Source organism: candidate division KSB1 bacterium (assembly GCA_034521575.1).
Lineage (GTDB): Bacteria > Zhuqueibacterota > Zhuqueibacteria > Residuimicrobiales > Krinioviventaceae > JAXHMJ01.
Window position 1 is genome coordinate 486,914 of record JAXHMJ010000005.1, and the last position, 17,940, is coordinate 504,853.

The window sequence follows — 17,940 nt, forward strand, 5'->3', positions numbered from 1 at the left end:
CATTGTTACAATCCTAAAATATGTTAAATTAAGGGGAAAGAAATTTTGATACCTTAAAAGATAAAGGCCGTACCATGCTTGATCAAAAAGAAATCATTGATTTTTTGAGGGAACAATATCCTGTACTTGAGAAAAATTATAATATTTCAAAAATTGGCATATTCGGTTCCTTTGCCCGCAATGAGGAGGATGATAAAAGCGACATTGATATTATTCTCGAATTTGAACCGGGAACTCGAAATATCTATGAAAAAAAGACAGATTTGAAATCTTTTCTTCAATCCCGTTTTCACCGCAATGTTGATCTATGCCGGGAAAAATATATCAAACCGTATATAAAGAATTATATCCAGAAAGAGGCCATATATGTCTGAAAAAGACAAAATAAATATTTTGTCTATTTTAGAAGCAATTCAGAAAATATTCAGCTATTCAGGACATTATTCCAGTGCCGATGAATTTTATGAAAATCAGAGAGACTTTGATGCCGCAATGATGAATTTTATGGTCGTGGGTGAAATGGTTGCCAGACTTTCAGATGAATTTATCGAGAAACACAATCACATAGAATGGCAAAAAATCAGGGGATTTCGAAATATTATTGCACACAATTATTTTGGAATTGATGCAGAAGAAGTATGGGAAATTATTAATATATATTTACCGAAATTTCGTAATGAACTCAAGGCAATTATTAAATAACAACGTTTTAAGGGGCAACAAAAGGCAAGTTTTAAGGGTTATGGGAAAGCAGTAAATAAAAAGAAAAATCTGGTTTTCAGTTCGTTGCTCAATAATGATTAGCAGCCAACAAAATGAATAATCTATTACACAGGTTCAAGGGGCAAAAAAAAAGAAAGTAGAAAAAATAAGTTTAAGAAAAACCGGAGAAATCATAAAAAGTCAATTGCGAATCATTTTAGAAATCTGGATGTCAGGGGCAAAACAGTGAGTATTCAAAATTCTTGACTTTTGCTTCAATCTACATTATCTTTAGAAAAATGGAGGTTGAGCCTTATGAATAATCAATTAACGATGATTTATTGGAAAAGTGAGCAGTTTTGGCTTGGGAAACTGAAGGAATATCCGGAAATTATGACCCAGGGCGAAACACTTGAGGAACTGGAAGAAAATATAAAAGATGCCTACCATATGATGATTATGGATGACGTCCCAAAAGATCACCAGGAAAAATCAATTGCGGTATGAAGCGTAAGCAATATAAAGAGCAGTAAAAAATAAGTTCGTTGCTTGAAATAACAGGCAGCGAACGACACAAACGAAACGAACGATTTCATTAATATTATAAAATATACATAATCTCTTCATATGCAGCTCCGGCATATGCCGTCCCGATGGGACGGAAACAATGCTTTTAATCTTTCTATAGACATCCTGTCCCTAACGGGACAATCAGCCTGCTATCGCATTGATTCACTACTATCGGCATTTATCCAGTCCCGTCAGGGACGATATCTGCTATAGCCATATAAATCCGATAAATGTGCGTCCCTTTGGGGACGCGATGCAGACGCTGCGATTTGAAAATGACATGACCGTTTGAAAACCTGTTCTTTAATAAAAATTCAAAACAGGCCCGCGAAACACACAAAAAAACCAAGATCACCGCATCAATAAATCCACGCCGTACAACCGTTCGTCTTGTTCTTTTTTGTTCGTTGCTCAACTAGAAAAAGCAACGAACGACACGAAGCAAAACGAACTATTTCATCAATAATCGAAATTGCAAATATTCTATTCTTATGCGGCGCAGGCATACCCAGTCCCGTCAGGGACGATATATGTATAGACATAGAGTGCCGATATGTCTCGTCCCTCTGGGGACGCGATATGAGACGCTGCAATTTGAAAATAACATGACCGTTTGAAAACCTGTTCTTTTTAATAAAAATTCAAAACAGGCCCGCGAAACACACAAAAAAACAAGATCACCGCATCAATCAATTCACCTCGTTCGTCTCGTTCGTTTTTGTTCGTTGCTCAGAAAACAGGCAACGAACAACACGAAACTATACGAACTATTTCATCAATAATCGAAATTGCAAATATTCTATTCTTATGCGGCGCAGGCATACCCAGTCCCGTCAGGGACGATATATCTATAGACATAGAGTGCCGATATATTTGCGTCCCTCTGGGGACGCAATATGAGACGCTGCAATTTGAAAATAACATGACCGTTTGAAACCCAGTTCATTAATGAAAATTCAAAAACAGGCTCGCGAAACACACAAAAAAACCAAGATCACCGCATCAATCAATCCACGCCGTACAACCGTTCGTCTCGTTCGTTTTTGTTCGTTGCTAAAAACATGAAATACGAGAGCATACAATGGTTTCCGGGGCGGGTATAAACAGGGTCATACCCGGAAAAAAATTATTTTATTGCACTTTTCCTCTGCAGCCTCTCGCGCCTCGTGCAGGGTTCAAGACTCAATTCAGAGCAGGATTACAAGCTCCGGATATTCACAAATCCCCCCTCCCGGTTCACCATTTCCCGGTCTTCTTTTATTTGCAAAACAGTCTGAAAACTATTATATTATAAATTATGCCCCTGTAGCTCAGTCAGGATAGAGCAGTGGTTTCCTAAACCACGTGTCGCGTGTTCGAGTCACGCCAGGGGTACTTGAACGCAAAGACCGGATACTCCCCCGAATAACTTGGAGACAGCATGTTTGATAAAGTATTGTTTCCACTTGGTCTCAATGAATCCAGACTTCAGGTCACCCGACTCGCGGATATTTTGAGCCGGTTCAGCGCCCGGGAGGTGCTGTTGTTCCACGCCGACAGCGGCAGCGGCAAGGGCGCCCGCGTGCGCGCCCGACTGCAGTCCTACCAAAAGCTGCTCGAGTCGTATCCGTTTCACACCGACATTCATCACGCCCCGGGCGCTGACGCCCGGACTATTATTCACACGGCGGAAACTCACGGCATGAACTCTATCTGCTTTTCCTGGAAGCGCAAAGCGCCGATCCAGCGGCTGCTGCTGGGCAGCACCACCCAGGATGTGGTGCGTCAGAGTCCGTTGCCGGTGTTTGTATACAAAAAATCCGGCGACTCTGGTCACAAATCCCTGTCCGCAATACTTTACGCCACCACCCTGAAACAGGACGATAGCTCCCGATTGACCAGCCGCAATCTCAAAGCCGGGTCCCTGATTCTGCTGCATGTGGGCACGCGCGCCCCGGATCCGCGCGCCGAAGCCGAGCGCGAACAGCAGGTACAGGACCAGCTGAACGATCTGCAACAGCAGTGCCAGTCCGCGTTTCATCAGGTCAAAACCATTTCGGCAGTGGGACGTCCCTCCCGCCGTATTCTGCAGCATGCGAAAGCGGAAAGCGCGGACATGATCATCCTGGGCAAACACGAAGCCGCCTCGCCGCTGCTCAAGATGCTCGGGTCCACCGCCGAACAGGTGGCGCACCGTTCGCGCTGCTCCATACTGATTCTGCCGCCCGCCGGAGGTGTCGTATGAAATCCGGACGCCCGGTGTTTATCCTGTCGCTCTTGATGACCCTGATCATTGTGGTGTTCGGCGCGCTCATGCCGGATCAACTGAGCCGCGTCTCTTCCGCCGTGCACACCTGGATCATCGACAATTTCGGCTGGGCCTATATGCTGGCCGCGTTCTTTTTTCTGCTGTTTGCGCTGATCCTGGCGCTGGGACCGTACGGGTCTATGAAACTGGGCCGCGACGATGAAAAGCCGGTGTTCAGCTACTTCGGCTGGTTCAGCATGCTGTTTGCCGCCGGCATGGGCATCGGACTCATCTTTTGGGGCGTCGCCGAACCCCTGAGCCATTTTGCCAATCCTCCGTCCTATTTAACGCAATCCTCCGGACAGGCGGCGCGCTTTGCCATGCTGCATACGTTCTTTCACTGGGGTCTGCATCCCTGGGCGATTTATATTGTCATGAGTCTGGGCATCGCCTATTTTTCCTTTCGCCGCGGTATGCCGCCGCTGATTTGCCAGCTGTTTTTATCCGCTGCTGGGCAACCGCATTTACAACGCCCCGGGCAAGCTGCTGGATATTCTCGCCGTGTTTGCCACGGTGTTCGGCATTTCCACGTCCCTGGGTCTGGGCGCCATGCGGATTCCATTCCGGTCTGTCCGAGGCGTTCGGATTGTCCGATGCGCGCAGCATCACCCTGATCATCATCGGCGCGGTGACCGTGTTTTTCATGATCTCCAGCGCCACCGGACTCAACAAGGGCATTCAGATTCTGAGCAAAACCAATATTGTCATCATGCTCTTATTGCTGGGATTCATGTTTATCGCCGGGCCCACGTCGTTTATTCTCAACACCCTCACCAGCAGCATCGGTCAGTACTTTTCCTCACTGGTGTCCCTGAGTTTTGACATGCACCCGTTCCAGGGATACGAATGGAGCAAAGCCTGGACCCTGTTCTACTGGGCCTGGTGGATTGCCTGGGCGCCGTTTGTGGGACTGTTTGTGGCCAGCATTTCCCGCGGCCGCACGATCCGCGAATTTGTATTCGGCGTGCTGCTGGCGCCGGCGCTGCTCACCTTTGTCTGGTTTGCCGTGTTCGGCGGTTCGGCGCTGGATATGCAAATGAACGGCGGCGCCGATCTCACCGCGGCCCTGGACCGGGATGTCTCGATTGTGCTGTTTAAATTGTTCGCCGAGTATCCGGTCGGACTCGGTTTGACCATTCTGGCGGTGCTGCTGCTCGGCGTGTTTTTCATTACCTCTGCGGATTCCGCCACCTTTGTCCTGGCCATGATGACCTGCGAACGGCTCCCTGAATCCGCCCCTGGCAAAAAACTGATTTGGGGCGTCATCCAGTCCGCGGCCGCCTGTGTGCTGCTGCTGGCCGGGGGACTGGCGGCGCTGCAGAAAATGGCCATCGCCGCCGCGCTGCCGTTGATGCTGATCATGCTGTTCATCTGCCTCAGCCTGTGGCGCGCCTTTCGATATGAACGCCTGTATGAACGGCACAAACTCTTTGTCTCTGATGAATCAAGCGCTGAAAACTAACCTCAGCCCGGGAAACGGTCTTTTATCTGTTGACTGGCCTTTTAAGCCTCTACTCTTATCATTCTGGTGGAGGATATGAACAGCACCTGCAAACTGTGTCCGCTTGAAAAATTGCTCAAGGGCACTGCGATGAAACCGTTCCAGTACCGCATGTTTGTTCCCTGGGTCCTGCAGTTGCTGTCGGCTGGACCGGCGTCAAACCGGTCTCGATGCTTTTCATTCTCAACACCGGTTTCCTGTATGCCACCATTCTGCTCTACCGCTATTTTCTCTCCCTGTTTTTTGAAAACCGCCGGCTGTTGAATGTTCTGGCGCTGAGCATCTTTTATATATTGATCTTTCACAACCTGCTGGCGCGCAAGCTGCCGTTGTGGTATGCCTGGGACATGACCACGATGCTGTTCTTTCTGCTGGGCCTGATTGCCGTGTACCGCAGACACTGGGTTCTGTATTACGCCGTTTTTATCATCGGTACATTCAACAAAGAGACCACCTGCTTTTTGCCGTTTCTTTATTTTTATGCATTCTTTGGCCGGGAAACATGGCGCAGCCTGCTGCTGCATCCGGCGGTTAGTCTGCTGCTTTGGCTGGGCATCAAATATATTCTTTATCGACTCTACCCGGACAGCGGCGCACAGACCGTCTTTTTCGAAGAGAAATTACGCGCGAATATCGTATATCTGAGTGACCCGGAACATCTTTTGCGCACTGCGAGTCTGTTCGGGTTTCTCTGGCTGCCGCTGCTGGTTTATTTCAAACGCATACCGGATGTGTTTATCCGGCGCTCCCTGTTTGTTGTCGTGATTTACGCCATCGGCATGCTGTACGTGGGCAATATCTATGAACTGCGCATTTTCAATGAAATGATCCCGCTGGTGCTGACCGCCTTTTTACTGATTGTGCGCGAATCAACAAACCGTGAAAAACGTCAGCCGGTTCATTGAAATTTATCAGGAGGAGACATGACAGATACATTAGACACCATCTATGCGCGCCACAGTGTGCGTCGGTTTCAGGACAAACCGGTGCCGCAGCAGGATATTCAGACCATCCTGAATGCCGCCAATCAGGCGCCGTCGGCGCACAATCAGCAGTCCTGGAAATTCATCATCATTGAAGGCGATAAAAAGCAGGGACTGGCGGACCTGGTGTCCGAGGCGTCGAAATCGTTCGACCGTCCCTCCCATTCACTGCTGCGCATGGCCGGCCGCAGCATCCAGAGCGCGCCGACCGTGATCGCCGTGGCCAACACCGGCGAACTGGTGCAGCGCGGCGCCGAGCTGTTCAAAGTCGATGCGGCGTCAGGCCTGGACTTTTTCCGCACCATGGAAATCCAGAGCTCGGCCGCGGCGGTGGAAAACATGCTGCTCGCCGCCACGTCGCTGGGACTGGGGACGGTGTGGCTGGGCATTCTCTATCTGATCAAGGACAAGGTGCTGCGCTATCTGAACGAACCGGCCGGGGAATTTATGGCCGTAGTGCCGGTGGGCTATCCGGCGAAAACCACAAAGGGACCGCGCAAAAAACCGCTGGACAATGTGGTCAAGGCGCTGTAACGATTGCAAATGAGTTTGGACAGGATGAACCGGATCAGCAGGATCAACCGGATTCAGCCCCGGATCGGGGGGATGGATAGAAAAGCCCGTTCAACGGGATACACCTGTTTTACCCATTCACAAATCTTGCAGGCACTCGGGTTAACCAACCTGATTTATCCCGGAATTCGTTTGTCCGCTTTGTTGTTTATGAATAAAAATGCAAACACTCAGACTCACTCAGACTATTGAAAACAAACCGTAAATTCATCCTGAACATATTGCTGTTCTGCTGCTGCCCGGTCTTGTTTATGTCAACAACCCTGTACGGCCAGTACAGGGTCAGAGATGTAACATTCCGCGGGGTCCGGGTGATCAAAAACAGCACGCTGAAAAAAGCGATGGTGCTGCAGGATCACAGTATCCTGGACCGGCTGCCGTTCGGTCCTGCTCCGCAGCGCTACAGCGAACATCTGCTGCAGCAGGATATCGCCCGACTCCGCAGGCTGTACCAGTCATCCGGGTTTCTCAAAACCACCATTGAACCCCGGTTGTCCCGGGACGAGGCCGGCAACTGGATCGATATTACATTCATCATTCAGGAAGGTCCGCCGGTGCGTGTGGATCAGGTGCATTTTAAACTGCCGGATTCGGCGGACAGCACACTTTATACACGCTTGAATCAAAAGAAATCCGGGCTCAATCTGCGCCGGGGCGACCGGTTTCAGGACGAGCTGCTGAAAGCCGACCGCAACACGCTGATCACCTGGTTGAACAATCACAGCTATGCCTATGCGTCCATTCAGCCCGAATTTGATCTCTATCCGGACAGCGCCCGCGTCAATATTATCTACAATACGGTACCCGGACCGTCCTGTCAATTCAGCCGCATCCGGATTGACGGAAACGAGCACATTCCGGCCGACATCATCCGCAATCAGATTGTGTTAGAACCGGGCCAGACCTATAGCGAAAAACAACTGCAGAAAAGCCAGAGACGCATCTACAATCTGGGTGTGTTTCAATATGTCACCGTCAAAGCGCCGCTGCCAGACACGCTTGAGCACCGGATTAAGGTGGATGTGAGCGTCAAGGAATCGGACCGCATGTCCACGAAACTGGGATTCGGATACGGTCGGGAGGACCAGTTCCGCGCCTTTGCCCGCCTTGAAAAGACCGGTTTGTTTTTCCCCACCAGTCAATCCACGTTTTTCGTCAAACGTTCGGCGTTAACCCCGTATCAGGCGGATTTGCGCTGGCATCGTCCGGCCGTGCTGCACCCCCAGGGCAGTCTGACGCTCAGTTCCTTTTTACGCCGGGAAAAAGAACCCGCCTACACGGCGCAGCGTTACGGCGGACGGGCCTCTTATCACCAAATCTGGAATCAGCATTTGACCACGGCCGTCAACCACACCCTGGAACAGGTGCTGCTCAGCACAAGTCAGGCCACCCGGGAGATCACTCTGGACACGCTTGATTTTTACAACAAATCCATCACCCGGCTGCACGCCGTGTATGATGATTCCAGACCGGCATTGTCGCCGTCAACCGGCATGCTGGCGGGCGTTAATCTGGACTGGTCCGGTTTTAAAAGCACTTACCATTACCTGAAACTGGACATGGAACTGCGACGCTATTTTAGCCTGACGCCGACTCTGGTCACAGCGGTCAAACTCAAATACGGATTCATGCAGCCGCTGCAGGATGATCAAGCGACACCGATCGAGGAACGGTTTTTCGCTGGCGGCAGTTATTCCGTGCGCGGCTGGGCCCGCGCCGATCTGGGACCCAAGAACCGCGACGGCAAACCCATCGGCGGCAAGAGCCGTCTGGAAACCAGCCTGGAACTGCGCTTTCCGCTGTACAAACGGCTGTCCGGTGTCCTGTTTTACGATGTCGGCAATGTCTGGCAAAAAACGTTTTTCATCCATATCGACAATCCGGGTATGGCAGCCGGCGCCGGTCTGCGGCTGCGCACGCCCATCGGTCCGGTGCGCATCGATGCGGGCGCTCCTCTGAATCACGGCAAAACCGGTGTGCAAATTCATTTTAGTGTGGGACACTCTTTTTAATATGAAACGATTGCTTAAAATCATACTTTATACTCTGGGGAGCGGTGTGGTGTTAATCATGCTGCTGGGCGCATTTAGTCAGACCGCGCTGTTTAAAAACATGCTGCGCAAGCAGCTGATCCGGCAGGTAAACCAGTCGATGAACGGCGAACTGAGTCTGGGCCGCATCGAGGGCAATCTGTTTCAGTCATTTACGCTGGTCGATATTCATATCACAACGGACGACACCCTGCTCCGCTGTTCCGAACTGCAAATCCGTTTCAAACTCGCTCCCCTGCTGCGGCAGCGGATCAGCCTGCAGCTCGTCGCCCTAAGACAGCCGGTTGTGAATCTGAACCAAACCGCCGACGGCCGCTGGAATATTACAGATTTACTGCCTGAATCGTCCGGGCCGCAACAATCCGCGTCCCGCTGGTCTGTGATTGTGGACGAAACCGACATACGCAACGGCCGGCTGACGATCAATCACAACAGCATTGACAGCGTTTGGCAAGCGTCTGATATTCATGTGCGGGCCTCTCTTGCGCAGACCCGCCGCGGTACGGAGGTGCATCTGCGGCACCTCGGATTTCACTCACCGCAGCCGTACCCGGATGTGCAGAGTTTAAATTTCAGACTGCGGCAAACACAGGACAGCCTGCGGGTCAGCGATCTTGACCTGAAAACACCGGCCGGCGGCATCGCCGGAGATGTTCTGCTAGTCAGCGGCCAGCCTCTGAGCTTTGCCGCCCGCTTGATAGCGCGGGTGAACGTTACCGAACTGGCGTTTCTCAATCTCCGGCCGCCGGTGCCGGCATTCACCCCGGTCATTCATCTGCAGGCCTCGGGGCGCCCGGATTCCGCGCGCATACACCTGAACGCCAGCTATGAGGAACAGACGCTGCAGGTCAACGGGTTTCCTTCACCGGATCTATCCTCTGATTACCGTCTTGACGCAGCATTTGAACAGCCTGCGGATCGGTGACTGGTCGCCGGATCTGTCCGATCTGCATCCGCTCAGCGGCCGGCTGCGCCTGCAGGGCGCCGGCGTGCACCCGGACACCCTGAATGCCGAGGCGCGCTTGCAGCTGCGGATGCCGGGCTGGGATCAGTGGCGTCTGGACACCCTGAATGTACACGCCGGACTGACACCGGCTTCAGGCCGCATCCGGGTCTGGGGTGATGGGCCTTCGGGTCGACTGGATGCGGATGTATCACTGGGCCGGCCGTTCACCGGCGCGCCGTTCGATGCCGCGCTGCGCCTAAAACATGTAAATCCGGGATTCGTTCTGCAGGACAGCCTGCAGTCCGATATTACCGGAGAATTGCGCGCCAGCGGTCAGCTCGGCAATCTGCAGCACCTGATACTCGACGCCAGTGTGTTCATTGATTCGTCCATTATTTACAACACACCCGTGGATACAATTTTGGCAGACCTGAAGTTGCGCGACGGAACCATAACCGTCCCCCGGCTGTCAGTCCGGTCTCCGGCGCTTGCATTAGAGGCCGAGGCTGCCGGAACACCGGACAGTCTGTCACAAGCTGAATTCACCCTGCGTCCCCGGGAGATTCGCCAACTTCCGTTCGCGTTTGCGGACACATCCACTCACATCAACGGACGCATCCGGGGGAACCTGTCCGGGCCCTGGCAGGCGCTGGCGCTGAATGCGGATCTGCAGCTAAATGCCGAACTTTATAACACAAGCATCGATTCGCTCGGCGGCAGGGTCTCGGGCCGGCTGGGCCCGCAGCCGGATGCCGACTTTGATCTCGGCATCAGAAAAGCAGGCGTTTCCGGTATGACTGTTTCGGATGTGCGGTTCAGCGGTCAGTTGCGCCATGACAGTCTGGCATCGCAGCTGCAGCTGTCGTATCAGGACACCAACCGGCTGCAGCTGCAGTCCACGTTCGTCATGGACAGCCTGTATCATCTGAACGTTTCGCAACTCGTTTTTGTGAATCGCGGCCGAACCTGGTCCAATCCCGCCCCCCTTTCTGCCTCCTGGAACACGCAAAGGGCTGCGGTGGACAGCCTGTTGCTCACATCCGACGGACAGAAAATCAGGCTGCATGGCATTTGAAGAAATGCGGAACGCGGCAGCTACAGTTAGTTGCGGAACAGTTCGATGTGGCGCCGTTCTCCGACTCGATCCCGCTGCAGCCCTCCGGTCATGTCAATCTTTCCCTAAATCTGTCCGCCGCCCAGCACGACTATGACCTGAGCGCCCGCTGTTCGGTCACGGATTTGCATCTGAACAACCAACCGCTTGGTGAGCTCGACGGGGATCTGACGCATCGCGACGGACGCACTGATCTGAACCTGCGGCTCAGAATGGATCAGGCATCGGCGCTTGTATTCAACGCCCGCACCGATTCCCTGTTTCGGGCGGACACGTTCCAGCCGCTGCAACACCCGAACATCCGTTTTTCCCTGTCCTCACAATCGGCGCAGCTCAACCTGCTGCAGCCGTTCGTGCCTGCAATTCAAAACGCAAGCGGCGCCCTGCAGATCGATCTTGAATCCGATGATTTAATGACACCCGGGGAATGGAACGGCCGAATACAAATCGAAAACGGAAAGCTTGGTTTGGTTTCATTGAACACCCCCCTGAAAAACATACAGCTCAATGCAGTTGTTGATTCTGTTCTTACTCTGCAGCGCCTGCACATACAATCTCCCACCGGAAAACTAAACCTGAACGGTAGAGTCGCTCTGGGTGACCGTGCGCAGCCGGTGCGTTCGTTTTATTTCCGGACGCAGTCGGAGCAGTTCAGTGTGTCACGCGGCAGCGACATGGACCTGACGTTGGATTCAGACCTGATCGTGGAAGGCACTCCGGACGCCCCGCGGTTTTCCGGTACGCTGGGGGTGCGCAAAGGCAGACTAATTCTTCAGAAACACAAGGCTGTGCAAACCCGGCCCGATCCGTTGTTGGTGCAGACATCCGAGCCGCAAGAATCGCCGGGCGCCGCAAGCCGGACGCGCCAGCCGCTCTTTCTGCAGTCTCTGCGCGGTCAAACGCGGATCAGCATCACCGCAACACCTGGATCCGAAGCGCGGACATGAACATAGAAATCACCGGCAATCTTAATCTGATCAAAGAAGGAAAAATGTTCGAGCTGTTCGGTACGGTTCAGACCGTCCGCGGATTTTACAATCTGTTTGGCAAACGCTTCAACCTGAATTCTGGAACGCTGACATTCCGCGGCGGAGAAACCCTTAATCCCGAGCTGGATCTGGATGCCCAATACAAATTCCGCGATATCGAAAAAGAAAAACAGACCCTGAATCTGCTGATCACCGGAACACTGTCTTTTCCGGAAATCCAGTTTCGTCTGAACGACAAACCCATCAGCGAAACCGACGGATTGTCCTATCTGCTGTTCGGACGTTCGGGGGCGCAGCTCTCTCACGGCGAACGCCAGCAGGTCTCTCAATCCTCAAGCCAAACCGGCACCGCAGCCATGACCCGGCTGTTGTCCGGTCAGCTGACCCAACAGGTCTCCCGTATCGCCCAGGACAAATTGAACCTCGATCTCATCCGCATCAGCGGCGATGCCAACTGGCGCAACACAGCCCTGACCGTTGGCAAGTATCTGACCAACGATCTGTTTTTGAGGTACGAGCGCGAGCTGTCATTCGGCAGCAGCAAAGAAACCATCCCCCAGGAGCTGTTTTTGGAATACGAGATCAACCGGCACCTGTTTCTGCAGGCCGTCAAAGGCGATCCGCAAACCACGGGGTTTGATATCATTATCAAATTCTGATTGTTCCTGACGCGTTTGCGAGATCGTATCTCTAATTTTCATGAATCGATTATCAAAAATGCCGCGCACACGGAGAGGCGAAGCCGCAGAGGGCTAAAGAAAATCCGAATATATTTTTTGTTGCCTGTTTTTATTCATTAAAAGGATGTCAAATCCTGTGAACGGCTGCATCCTGTTTACAAAAAACAGGTATTCACCTATTTACAGCAAACCCGGACGAAATCAAGCCTGTTGTTGAATTTCAATGTGCCGGTGATGCGGGATGGGATTGCGCGAGTGGTGCGAGGATTGGAGGAAAAAGTGAAAAAAGATTTAAAACAATGATTTGCAGGGGAAATAGAAAAATATTACATTTTTTTCTTTGCGATCTTTGCTGCTTTGCGTGAATTGGTTCTTAAAAGAGATGCACGAGACGGAGAGGTCGCAGAGGAAAAACCCGACAAACTCTCAACCGCGCACATGTTAGAGCAAATGCTGAATCATAAAATGATGAAATTTCAAACCATATTCTCAAATAATTAATGTATACTGTGGATGAACGCTTGTTTTTCTTTGCGACCTCTGCTTCTTTGCGTGAACCGGTTTTAAAAAAGGCAGCAAAAGCCCGATATAAAGATAAATTTGATTTTTATCTTGTCTTGAAATTTTCCAACACTTTTAACCCCAAAAAAGTTCAGAAACGCCTTGCATTTCATCTCAAGTTTTTATATTGTATAAGACACAACCGCAATCACCTATTTAACACCGGAGGGTTTTATGACGGATCATGACGTAGAAACCCTGCACTCCATGCTCGCGCAATCGCCGTTTCCGACGCTTCCCCTTGACCGCATTCATGGTTTGTTCACCGCGCTGGCAGCAGGCCCTGACACAATACCGCAATCGGTGTGGATTCCCATCGTTTTTATGCAGCGGGACGGAATCCAGGACATTCACAATGACCCGACGTTCAAGAATCTGATCAAGTCTTTGTCGAATTTTTACGATCTGACCCAGCGTTCGATTGACGAATCCGAATTCACCCCGGTCGTCCGCAGCATTCAGAAAAAAAAGCAAACCGAGATTGATGTTCGCGACTGGTGCACGGGATTTGTACTCGGCATTGAATGCTTTGGCGATCAATGGATGGATTGTTCCGCCCGGGATATTCGCAATCCAACCCTGGCTATCCTCTATCTCGCAGACCCGGCTTTGATGACCAATTCCATGCAGGCATCCTCAAAAGAAAAACTGCAGACGTTTGAAAATGATCTGAAAATGGATCTGCAGCATATTGTCTACCAGATTTCAAATTACTGGAACAATCCAACCGCCTGAAAAGTTTACCGCTCATTAAAAACCCTCTGCATGGACAGAACCAGATCACGCTTGAATCATTCGGAAAAACCACTGATGCACACACTTGGCCGTTCCATAAAAGCCAGAGCCCGCGAACTCGGATTTTGTAAAATCGGCATCGCAGCCGCCGCGCCGCTGCCGCCGGACAAACTGGATGACTGGCTGAGCCGCAATCACCACGGCAGCATGGGATATATGCAGTCGCGCCGCGATCTGCGTCTGGATGTGACGACCCTGGTGCCGGGCGCCCGTTCGGTGATCGTGCTGGCCATGAACTATTACACCGATCCCGGGCAGCCCGATGATCCGGAGAAAGGCGTCATTTCGCGCTATGCCTGGGGCGATGATTATCATGACATCATCCGGGCGCGGCTGAAAACCCTGCTCAAATTCATTCAGGAAACCGATCCACAGATCAACGGACGCGTGTTTGTGGATTCGGCTCCGGTGATGGAAAAAGTCTGGGCGGTCAAAGCCGGTCTGGGATGGATCGGCAAACATTCGAACCTGATCACCCCCGAGTACGGATCCTGGGTGTTCCTGGGTGAGGTGATTATTGACGCGGAACTGGAATACGATGAGCCCTTTGAAAAGGAATACTGTGGCACCTGCACCCGATGCCTGCAGGCCTGCCCCACCGGCGCCATTGTGGAGCCGCAAACCGTGGACGCCCGGCGCTGCATCTCGTATCTGACCATTGAACTCAAACCGGACCAGCCGATTCCCGAACACCTGCAGCCGCGCCTGGGCAACCGCATTTTCGGCTGCGATGCCTGTCAGGAGGTATGTCCCTGGAACCGGCGTCGCGCCCGGGTCACAGCGGAAAAGGCCTTTTATCCGCGGCCGCACAATCTGGGACCGGCGCTGTCGCAATTAAAACAAATCGACCCGGAATTATTTGAGCGTTTTACCGTCAAGAGCCCGCTCAAACGCAGCAAATACGCGGGATTGATGCGCAATATCAAGGTTGCATTAAAAAACGCTGAACAGAAAAAATAATCCCCGCTCCCCCCTTTCAGCATGATGCAGGTAACGTAAAACTTAAATCGATACGCGTTCCCCCAATTCAGGATAACTCGCATTCCCGTATCCATGTTTCTCCAGCAGCTCCATAAACGGCAGCGATTGTTTTTCCTCGCCGTGTACCAGAAACAGATGCTTGAGCCGGTCGGGCGACATGAATTCCATATAGTCAATGAGCTCATTGCAGTCGGCGTGACCGGAAAAATGATCCATACTTTTAATCCGGGCTTTCACCTCGTATTCATCGCCGAATATACGCACCGGATTCACCTTTTCGATCAGCTTGCGCGCCAGGGTATGCTGCGCCGCGTATCCCACCAATAAAATAAGATTATTCGGATTACCGATATTGTTTTTCAAATGGTGCAGAATACGTCCGGCCTCGGCCATACCGGACGCGGAAATGATGATATGCGGTTCTTTTTGAAAATTCAGCGCTTTTGAATCCTCAACATCGCGAATATATTTCAACCGCCCGAATCCGAACGGATCATCATGATTTTTCAGGAACAACCGGTAGGTTTCCCGGTCAAAACATTCGGGATGCATACGGAACACATCGGTGGCGTTGCAGGCCAGCGGACTGTCCACGTAAATCGGCAGATTCGGAATGCGGTTGGTATTGAACAGTTTATGCATGATATATACCAGGGTCTGGGTGCGTCCGACCGCAAACGCCGGAATAATGATTTTGCCGCCGCGATCCACGGTCTCATTGATGATGCCTGTCAGTTTCTTCTCCGTGTCCTGCATTTTGGGATGCACCCGGTTGCCGTAGGTGCTCTCCATGATGAACACATCCAGGTCGCGCAGTTTATTGGGATCGCGCAGGATCGGCATTTCTTCACGCCCGACATCACCGGAAAATCCGAACCGCCGTGTTTTGCCGTTTTCCTCGATTTCCAAAAGCACACAGGACGATCCCAGAATATGTCCGGCATCCCGAAACGTCAGCCGCACGCCGGGCAGAATCTGCATACTGCGGTCGTACTGCAGACCAACAAAATGCTGAACCGCTTGCTCCGCATCATCCATGCTGTACAGCGGCTCCACCGGCGGCTCGTTTTTGCGCGCGCGCCGCTTGTTGACATATTCAATGTCTTTTTCCTGGATATGCGCGGAATCGCGCAACATAATCTGACAGAGCGACACCGTGGCGCTGGTGGCATAGATGGGCCCGTCATAGCCGTTGGCCACCAGATTCGGTATATTGCCGCTGTGATCGATATGCGCATGCGACAGCACCATGGCATCGATTTCCGCGGGATTGTAGAGAAAATTTTTGTTTTTTGTATAGGTGTCTTTGCGCTTGCCCTGATACAAACCGCAATCCAGTAACAGCTTTTTTCCGTTGATCGTCAGCAGATGCTGGGATCCGGTGACATTGCGCGCTGCGCCGCAGAATTGGATATCCATAGTTTCTCACTTTCGGTTTGATGATCTTGTCAATGCAGTGAATATTACATATTTTAAGATTGATTTGCAGGTACTTTTTTATCCGTCAATTTTGCTATGAACTGCTGCAGCCAGCCGGGGTAATTCCTGATTTTTTCAAAACGTCCGGATTGATCATTCGAAACCATATTCACTCCTTATATTCTGTTCATACGCCGCTTTTCCGTCCCGGAACAAATTGTTGCCGCGGCTGTCCTGCGCCACGATCAGCGGCATATCGACTATCGTCAATTCGCGTACAGCCTCGGGACCCAGATCTTCCCAGGCAATGATACGACTATATGTGACGCATTGCGCGATCAGCGCGCCGGCGCCGCCGATCGCGGCAAAGTACACGCCGTTGTGCTCTTGCAGCGCCTCGGCCACTTTAGCTCCCATTTCTCCTTTGCCGATTATGCCGTTCAGGCCGTTTTCGATCAGAACCGGCGCATAACGGTCCATGCGCATACTGGTGGTGGGACCGGCGGAACCCAGCGGATAACCGGGACGCGCCGGCGCCGGGCCCACGTAATAGATCACCTGGCCACGCAGATCGAACGGCAGTTGAGAGCCGTTATCTATCAGATCAACGAGCCGCTTGTGCGCTGCATCGCGCGCCGTATAAATAATACCGGACAGCGTCACCGAATCACCGGCGCGCAGCTGATTGACAGTCGTGTCTGTGAACGGGGTTTTGACAGATTGAGTCATGGTTTCTCCAGTTACAGTATACATTCCATATGCCGCGCCGAATGGCACTGTATATTGACCGCAACCGGCAGCGAAGCAATATGACAGGGAGAGGTCTGTACCTGTACATCCAGCGCCGTGATGCGGCCGCCGAATCCCATCGGTCCGATTCCCAGATCATTGATGCGCTCCAGGCATTCCTCCTCAAATTCGGCGTAATAAACGTCCGGGTGCCGCTCTCCGACACGCCGGAACAGGGCTTTTTTGGCCAGCCAGGCGCATTTTTCAAAGGTGCCGCCGATCCCGACACCGACAATTACCGGCGGACAAGGATTGCCGCCGGCCTGTTCCACCTGCTTGACGATAAAGTCCATCACACCGTCGCGGCCCTGGGACGGCTTGAGCATGGCAATACCGCTCATATTTTCACTGCCGCCGCCCTTGGGCGCCATTAAAATGTGCAGCTTGTCGCCCGGAATCTGCTGCGTCCAGATGACCGGCGGTGTGTTGTCACCGGTATTGCCCCGCTGCAGCGGATCACGCACCATCGACTTGCGCAAATAGCCGTCCCGGTATCCGGTTTTCACCCCCTGTTGAATCGCCTGGGACAAGGTTCCACCCTCGATACAAAGCTCGGCGCCCATTTCCACAATGAAAACGGCAACGCCGGTATCCTGGCACAGCGGGAACACCTCCCCGGAGGCGATATCGGCATTTTTTAGCAGTCCGGCAAGCACATCGCGCCCCTGTTCGGACACTTCGGTCTTTAACGCCCGGTCCAGGGCCGCTCTGACATCGGGCGGCAGGTGATAATTGGAGCGGATGCATAGTTTTGAAACCGCCTCTGCAATCTCTTGAACCTGGATAATCCTCAAGCCACAGCCTCATTTTTCGAAATATTCGGGAACATTTTTTTGTTCTAGAACTTGTAACAATTTGAAATAGTATAAAATAATGATACAACAGTTTGCATAATAAACGGTTTTTCCGAATCACCCTTAATAGATTTAGTTCTTTGTTTATATTAACTTTATAGTTACTTTGCCGTTTGATACCGTGCATGGCACGGTAATTGTCATA

At 51.8% G+C, this 17,940-nt stretch carries 17 protein-coding genes, 1 tRNA gene and 1 pseudogene; 16 read left to right on the forward strand and 3 right to left on the reverse strand.

Annotated elements, in window-relative coordinates; translation table 11 throughout:
* The first annotated feature begins 74 nt into the window (after positions 1–74).
* The 16 genes and pseudogenes from U5R06_15025 (at position 75) to queG (ending at position 14,712) form a co-directional block, all read left to right on the forward strand.
* Positions 75–374 (forward strand): nucleotidyltransferase family protein, encoded by a 300-nt coding sequence (locus U5R06_15025; GenBank protein MDZ7724075.1) that lies wholly within the window; start codon positions 75–77, stop codon positions 372–374.
* Positions 367–702, forward strand: a complete 336-nt coding sequence (locus tag U5R06_15030) for a HepT-like ribonuclease domain-containing protein (GenBank protein MDZ7724076.1) — start codon at positions 367–369, stop codon at positions 700–702. The genes U5R06_15025 and U5R06_15030 overlap by 8 nt, the downstream gene beginning before the upstream one ends.
* 315 nt (positions 703–1,017) lie before the next feature.
* Positions 1,018–1,209 (forward strand): type II toxin-antitoxin system HicB family antitoxin, encoded by a 192-nt coding sequence (locus U5R06_15035; GenBank protein ID MDZ7724077.1) that lies wholly within the window; start codon positions 1,018–1,020, stop codon positions 1,207–1,209.
* Positions 1,210–2,571: 1,362 nt separating this feature from the next.
* A tRNA-Arg gene (locus U5R06_15040) sits at positions 2,572–2,646 on the forward strand.
* A 46-nt stretch (positions 2,647–2,692) separates the two neighbouring features.
* A complete protein-coding gene (locus U5R06_15045; GenBank protein MDZ7724078.1) occupies positions 2,693–3,496 on the forward strand; it encodes a universal stress protein in 804 nt (267 codons plus the stop codon).
* Between the two features lie 68 nt (positions 3,497–3,564).
* A pseudogene (locus tag U5R06_15050) lies at positions 3,565–3,930 on the forward strand (BCCT family transporter).
* 215 nt (positions 3,931–4,145) lie between these two features.
* Positions 4,146–5,021 (forward strand): BCCT family transporter, encoded by an 876-nt coding sequence (locus U5R06_15055; GenBank protein ID MDZ7724079.1) that lies wholly within the window; start codon positions 4,146–4,148, stop codon positions 5,019–5,021.
* 209 nt (positions 5,022–5,230) lie between these two features.
* The gene (locus U5R06_15060) at positions 5,231–5,965 is read left to right on the forward strand and encodes a hypothetical protein (protein MDZ7724080.1); all 735 of its coding nucleotides are present in this window, start codon (positions 5,231–5,233) and stop codon (positions 5,963–5,965) included.
* An 18-nt stretch (positions 5,966–5,983) separates the two neighbouring features.
* Positions 5,984–6,577: a nitroreductase family protein gene (locus U5R06_15065; protein MDZ7724081.1), complete on the forward strand. Its 594-nt coding sequence runs from the start codon at positions 5,984–5,986 to the stop codon at positions 6,575–6,577.
* Positions 6,578–6,867: 290 nt separating this feature from the next.
* Positions 6,868–8,628, forward strand: a complete 1,761-nt coding sequence (locus tag U5R06_15070; GenBank protein MDZ7724082.1) for a BamA/TamA family outer membrane protein — start codon at positions 6,868–6,870, stop codon at positions 8,626–8,628.
* A 1-nt stretch (position 8,629) separates the two neighbouring features.
* Positions 8,630–9,592, forward strand: coding sequence for an AsmA family protein (locus U5R06_15075; protein ID MDZ7724083.1), 963 nt, complete (start codon positions 8,630–8,632; stop codon positions 9,590–9,592).
* Positions 9,570–10,688: a hypothetical protein gene (locus tag U5R06_15080; protein ID MDZ7724084.1), complete on the forward strand. Its 1,119-nt coding sequence runs from the start codon at positions 9,570–9,572 to the stop codon at positions 10,686–10,688. Before U5R06_15075 ends, U5R06_15080 begins: the two co-directional genes overlap by 23 nt.
* The gene (locus tag U5R06_15085) at positions 10,685–11,674 is read left to right on the forward strand and encodes a translocation/assembly module TamB domain-containing protein (protein MDZ7724085.1); all 990 of its coding nucleotides are present in this window, start codon (positions 10,685–10,687) and stop codon (positions 11,672–11,674) included. The genes U5R06_15080 and U5R06_15085 overlap by 4 nt, the downstream gene beginning before the upstream one ends.
* Complete coding sequence (locus U5R06_15090; protein ID MDZ7724086.1) at positions 11,671–12,375, forward strand: translocation/assembly module TamB domain-containing protein; 705 nt, start codon at positions 11,671–11,673, stop codon at positions 12,373–12,375. The genes U5R06_15085 and U5R06_15090 overlap by 4 nt, the downstream gene beginning before the upstream one ends.
* A gap of 756 nt (positions 12,376–13,131) precedes the next feature.
* Positions 13,132–13,692, forward strand: a complete 561-nt coding sequence (locus U5R06_15095; protein ID MDZ7724087.1) for a YecA family protein — start codon at positions 13,132–13,134, stop codon at positions 13,690–13,692.
* 75 nt (positions 13,693–13,767) lie between these two features.
* Positions 13,768–14,712 (forward strand): tRNA epoxyqueuosine(34) reductase QueG, encoded by a 945-nt coding sequence (gene queG / locus U5R06_15100; protein MDZ7724088.1) that lies wholly within the window; start codon positions 13,768–13,770, stop codon positions 14,710–14,712.
* Positions 14,713–14,754: 42 nt separating this feature from the next.
* Here queG and U5R06_15105 read toward each other — a convergent pair whose 3' ends face one another.
* From U5R06_15105 to U5R06_15115, 3 genes are all read right to left on the reverse strand, one after another.
* Complete coding sequence (locus tag U5R06_15105) at positions 14,755–16,152, reverse strand: MBL fold metallo-hydrolase (GenBank protein MDZ7724089.1); 1,398 nt, start codon at positions 16,150–16,152, stop codon at positions 14,755–14,757.
* A 153-nt stretch (positions 16,153–16,305) separates the two neighbouring features.
* Positions 16,306–16,881, reverse strand: a complete 576-nt coding sequence (locus tag U5R06_15110; protein ID MDZ7724090.1) for a Fe-S-containing hydro-lyase — start codon at positions 16,879–16,881, stop codon at positions 16,306–16,308.
* Between the two features lie 11 nt (positions 16,882–16,892).
* Positions 16,893–17,735: a fumarate hydratase gene (locus tag U5R06_15115; GenBank protein ID MDZ7724091.1), complete on the reverse strand. Its 843-nt coding sequence runs from the start codon at positions 17,733–17,735 to the stop codon at positions 16,893–16,895.
* Between the last annotated feature and the right edge of the window lie 205 nt (positions 17,736–17,940).

Excerpts from the sequence above, each read along its gene's own strand:
- U5R06_15095 (MDZ7724087.1), top strand. The coding sequence starts at position 13,132 with ATGACGGATCATGACGTAGAAACCCTGCACTCCATGCTCGCGCAATCG.
- U5R06_15105 (MDZ7724089.1), bottom strand. The coding sequence starts at position 16,152 with ATGGATATCCAATTCTGCGGCGCAGCGCGCAATGTCACCGGATCCCAG.
- U5R06_15060 (MDZ7724080.1), top strand. The coding sequence starts at position 5,231 with ATGCTTTTCATTCTCAACACCGGTTTCCTGTATGCCACCATTCTGCTC.
- U5R06_15025 (MDZ7724075.1), top strand. The coding sequence starts at position 75 with ATGCTTGATCAAAAAGAAATCATTGATTTTTTGAGGGAACAATATCCT.
- U5R06_15045 (MDZ7724078.1), top strand. The coding sequence starts at position 2,693 with ATGTTTGATAAAGTATTGTTTCCACTTGGTCTCAATGAATCCAGACTT.
- U5R06_15030 (MDZ7724076.1), top strand. The coding sequence starts at position 367 with ATGTCTGAAAAAGACAAAATAAATATTTTGTCTATTTTAGAAGCAATT.
- U5R06_15065 (MDZ7724081.1), top strand. The coding sequence starts at position 5,984 with ATGACAGATACATTAGACACCATCTATGCGCGCCACAGTGTGCGTCGG.
- U5R06_15070 (MDZ7724082.1), top strand. The coding sequence starts at position 6,868 with ATGTCAACAACCCTGTACGGCCAGTACAGGGTCAGAGATGTAACATTC.
- U5R06_15035 (MDZ7724077.1), top strand. The coding sequence starts at position 1,018 with ATGAATAATCAATTAACGATGATTTATTGGAAAAGTGAGCAGTTTTGG.
- U5R06_15075 (MDZ7724083.1), top strand. The coding sequence starts at position 8,630 with ATGAAACGATTGCTTAAAATCATACTTTATACTCTGGGGAGCGGTGTG.
- U5R06_15110 (MDZ7724090.1), bottom strand. The coding sequence starts at position 16,881 with ATGACTCAATCTGTCAAAACCCCGTTCACAGACACGACTGTCAATCAG.
- U5R06_15090 (MDZ7724086.1), top strand. The coding sequence starts at position 11,671 with ATGAACATAGAAATCACCGGCAATCTTAATCTGATCAAAGAAGGAAAA.
- queG (MDZ7724088.1), top strand. The coding sequence starts at position 13,768 with ATGCACACACTTGGCCGTTCCATAAAAGCCAGAGCCCGCGAACTCGGA.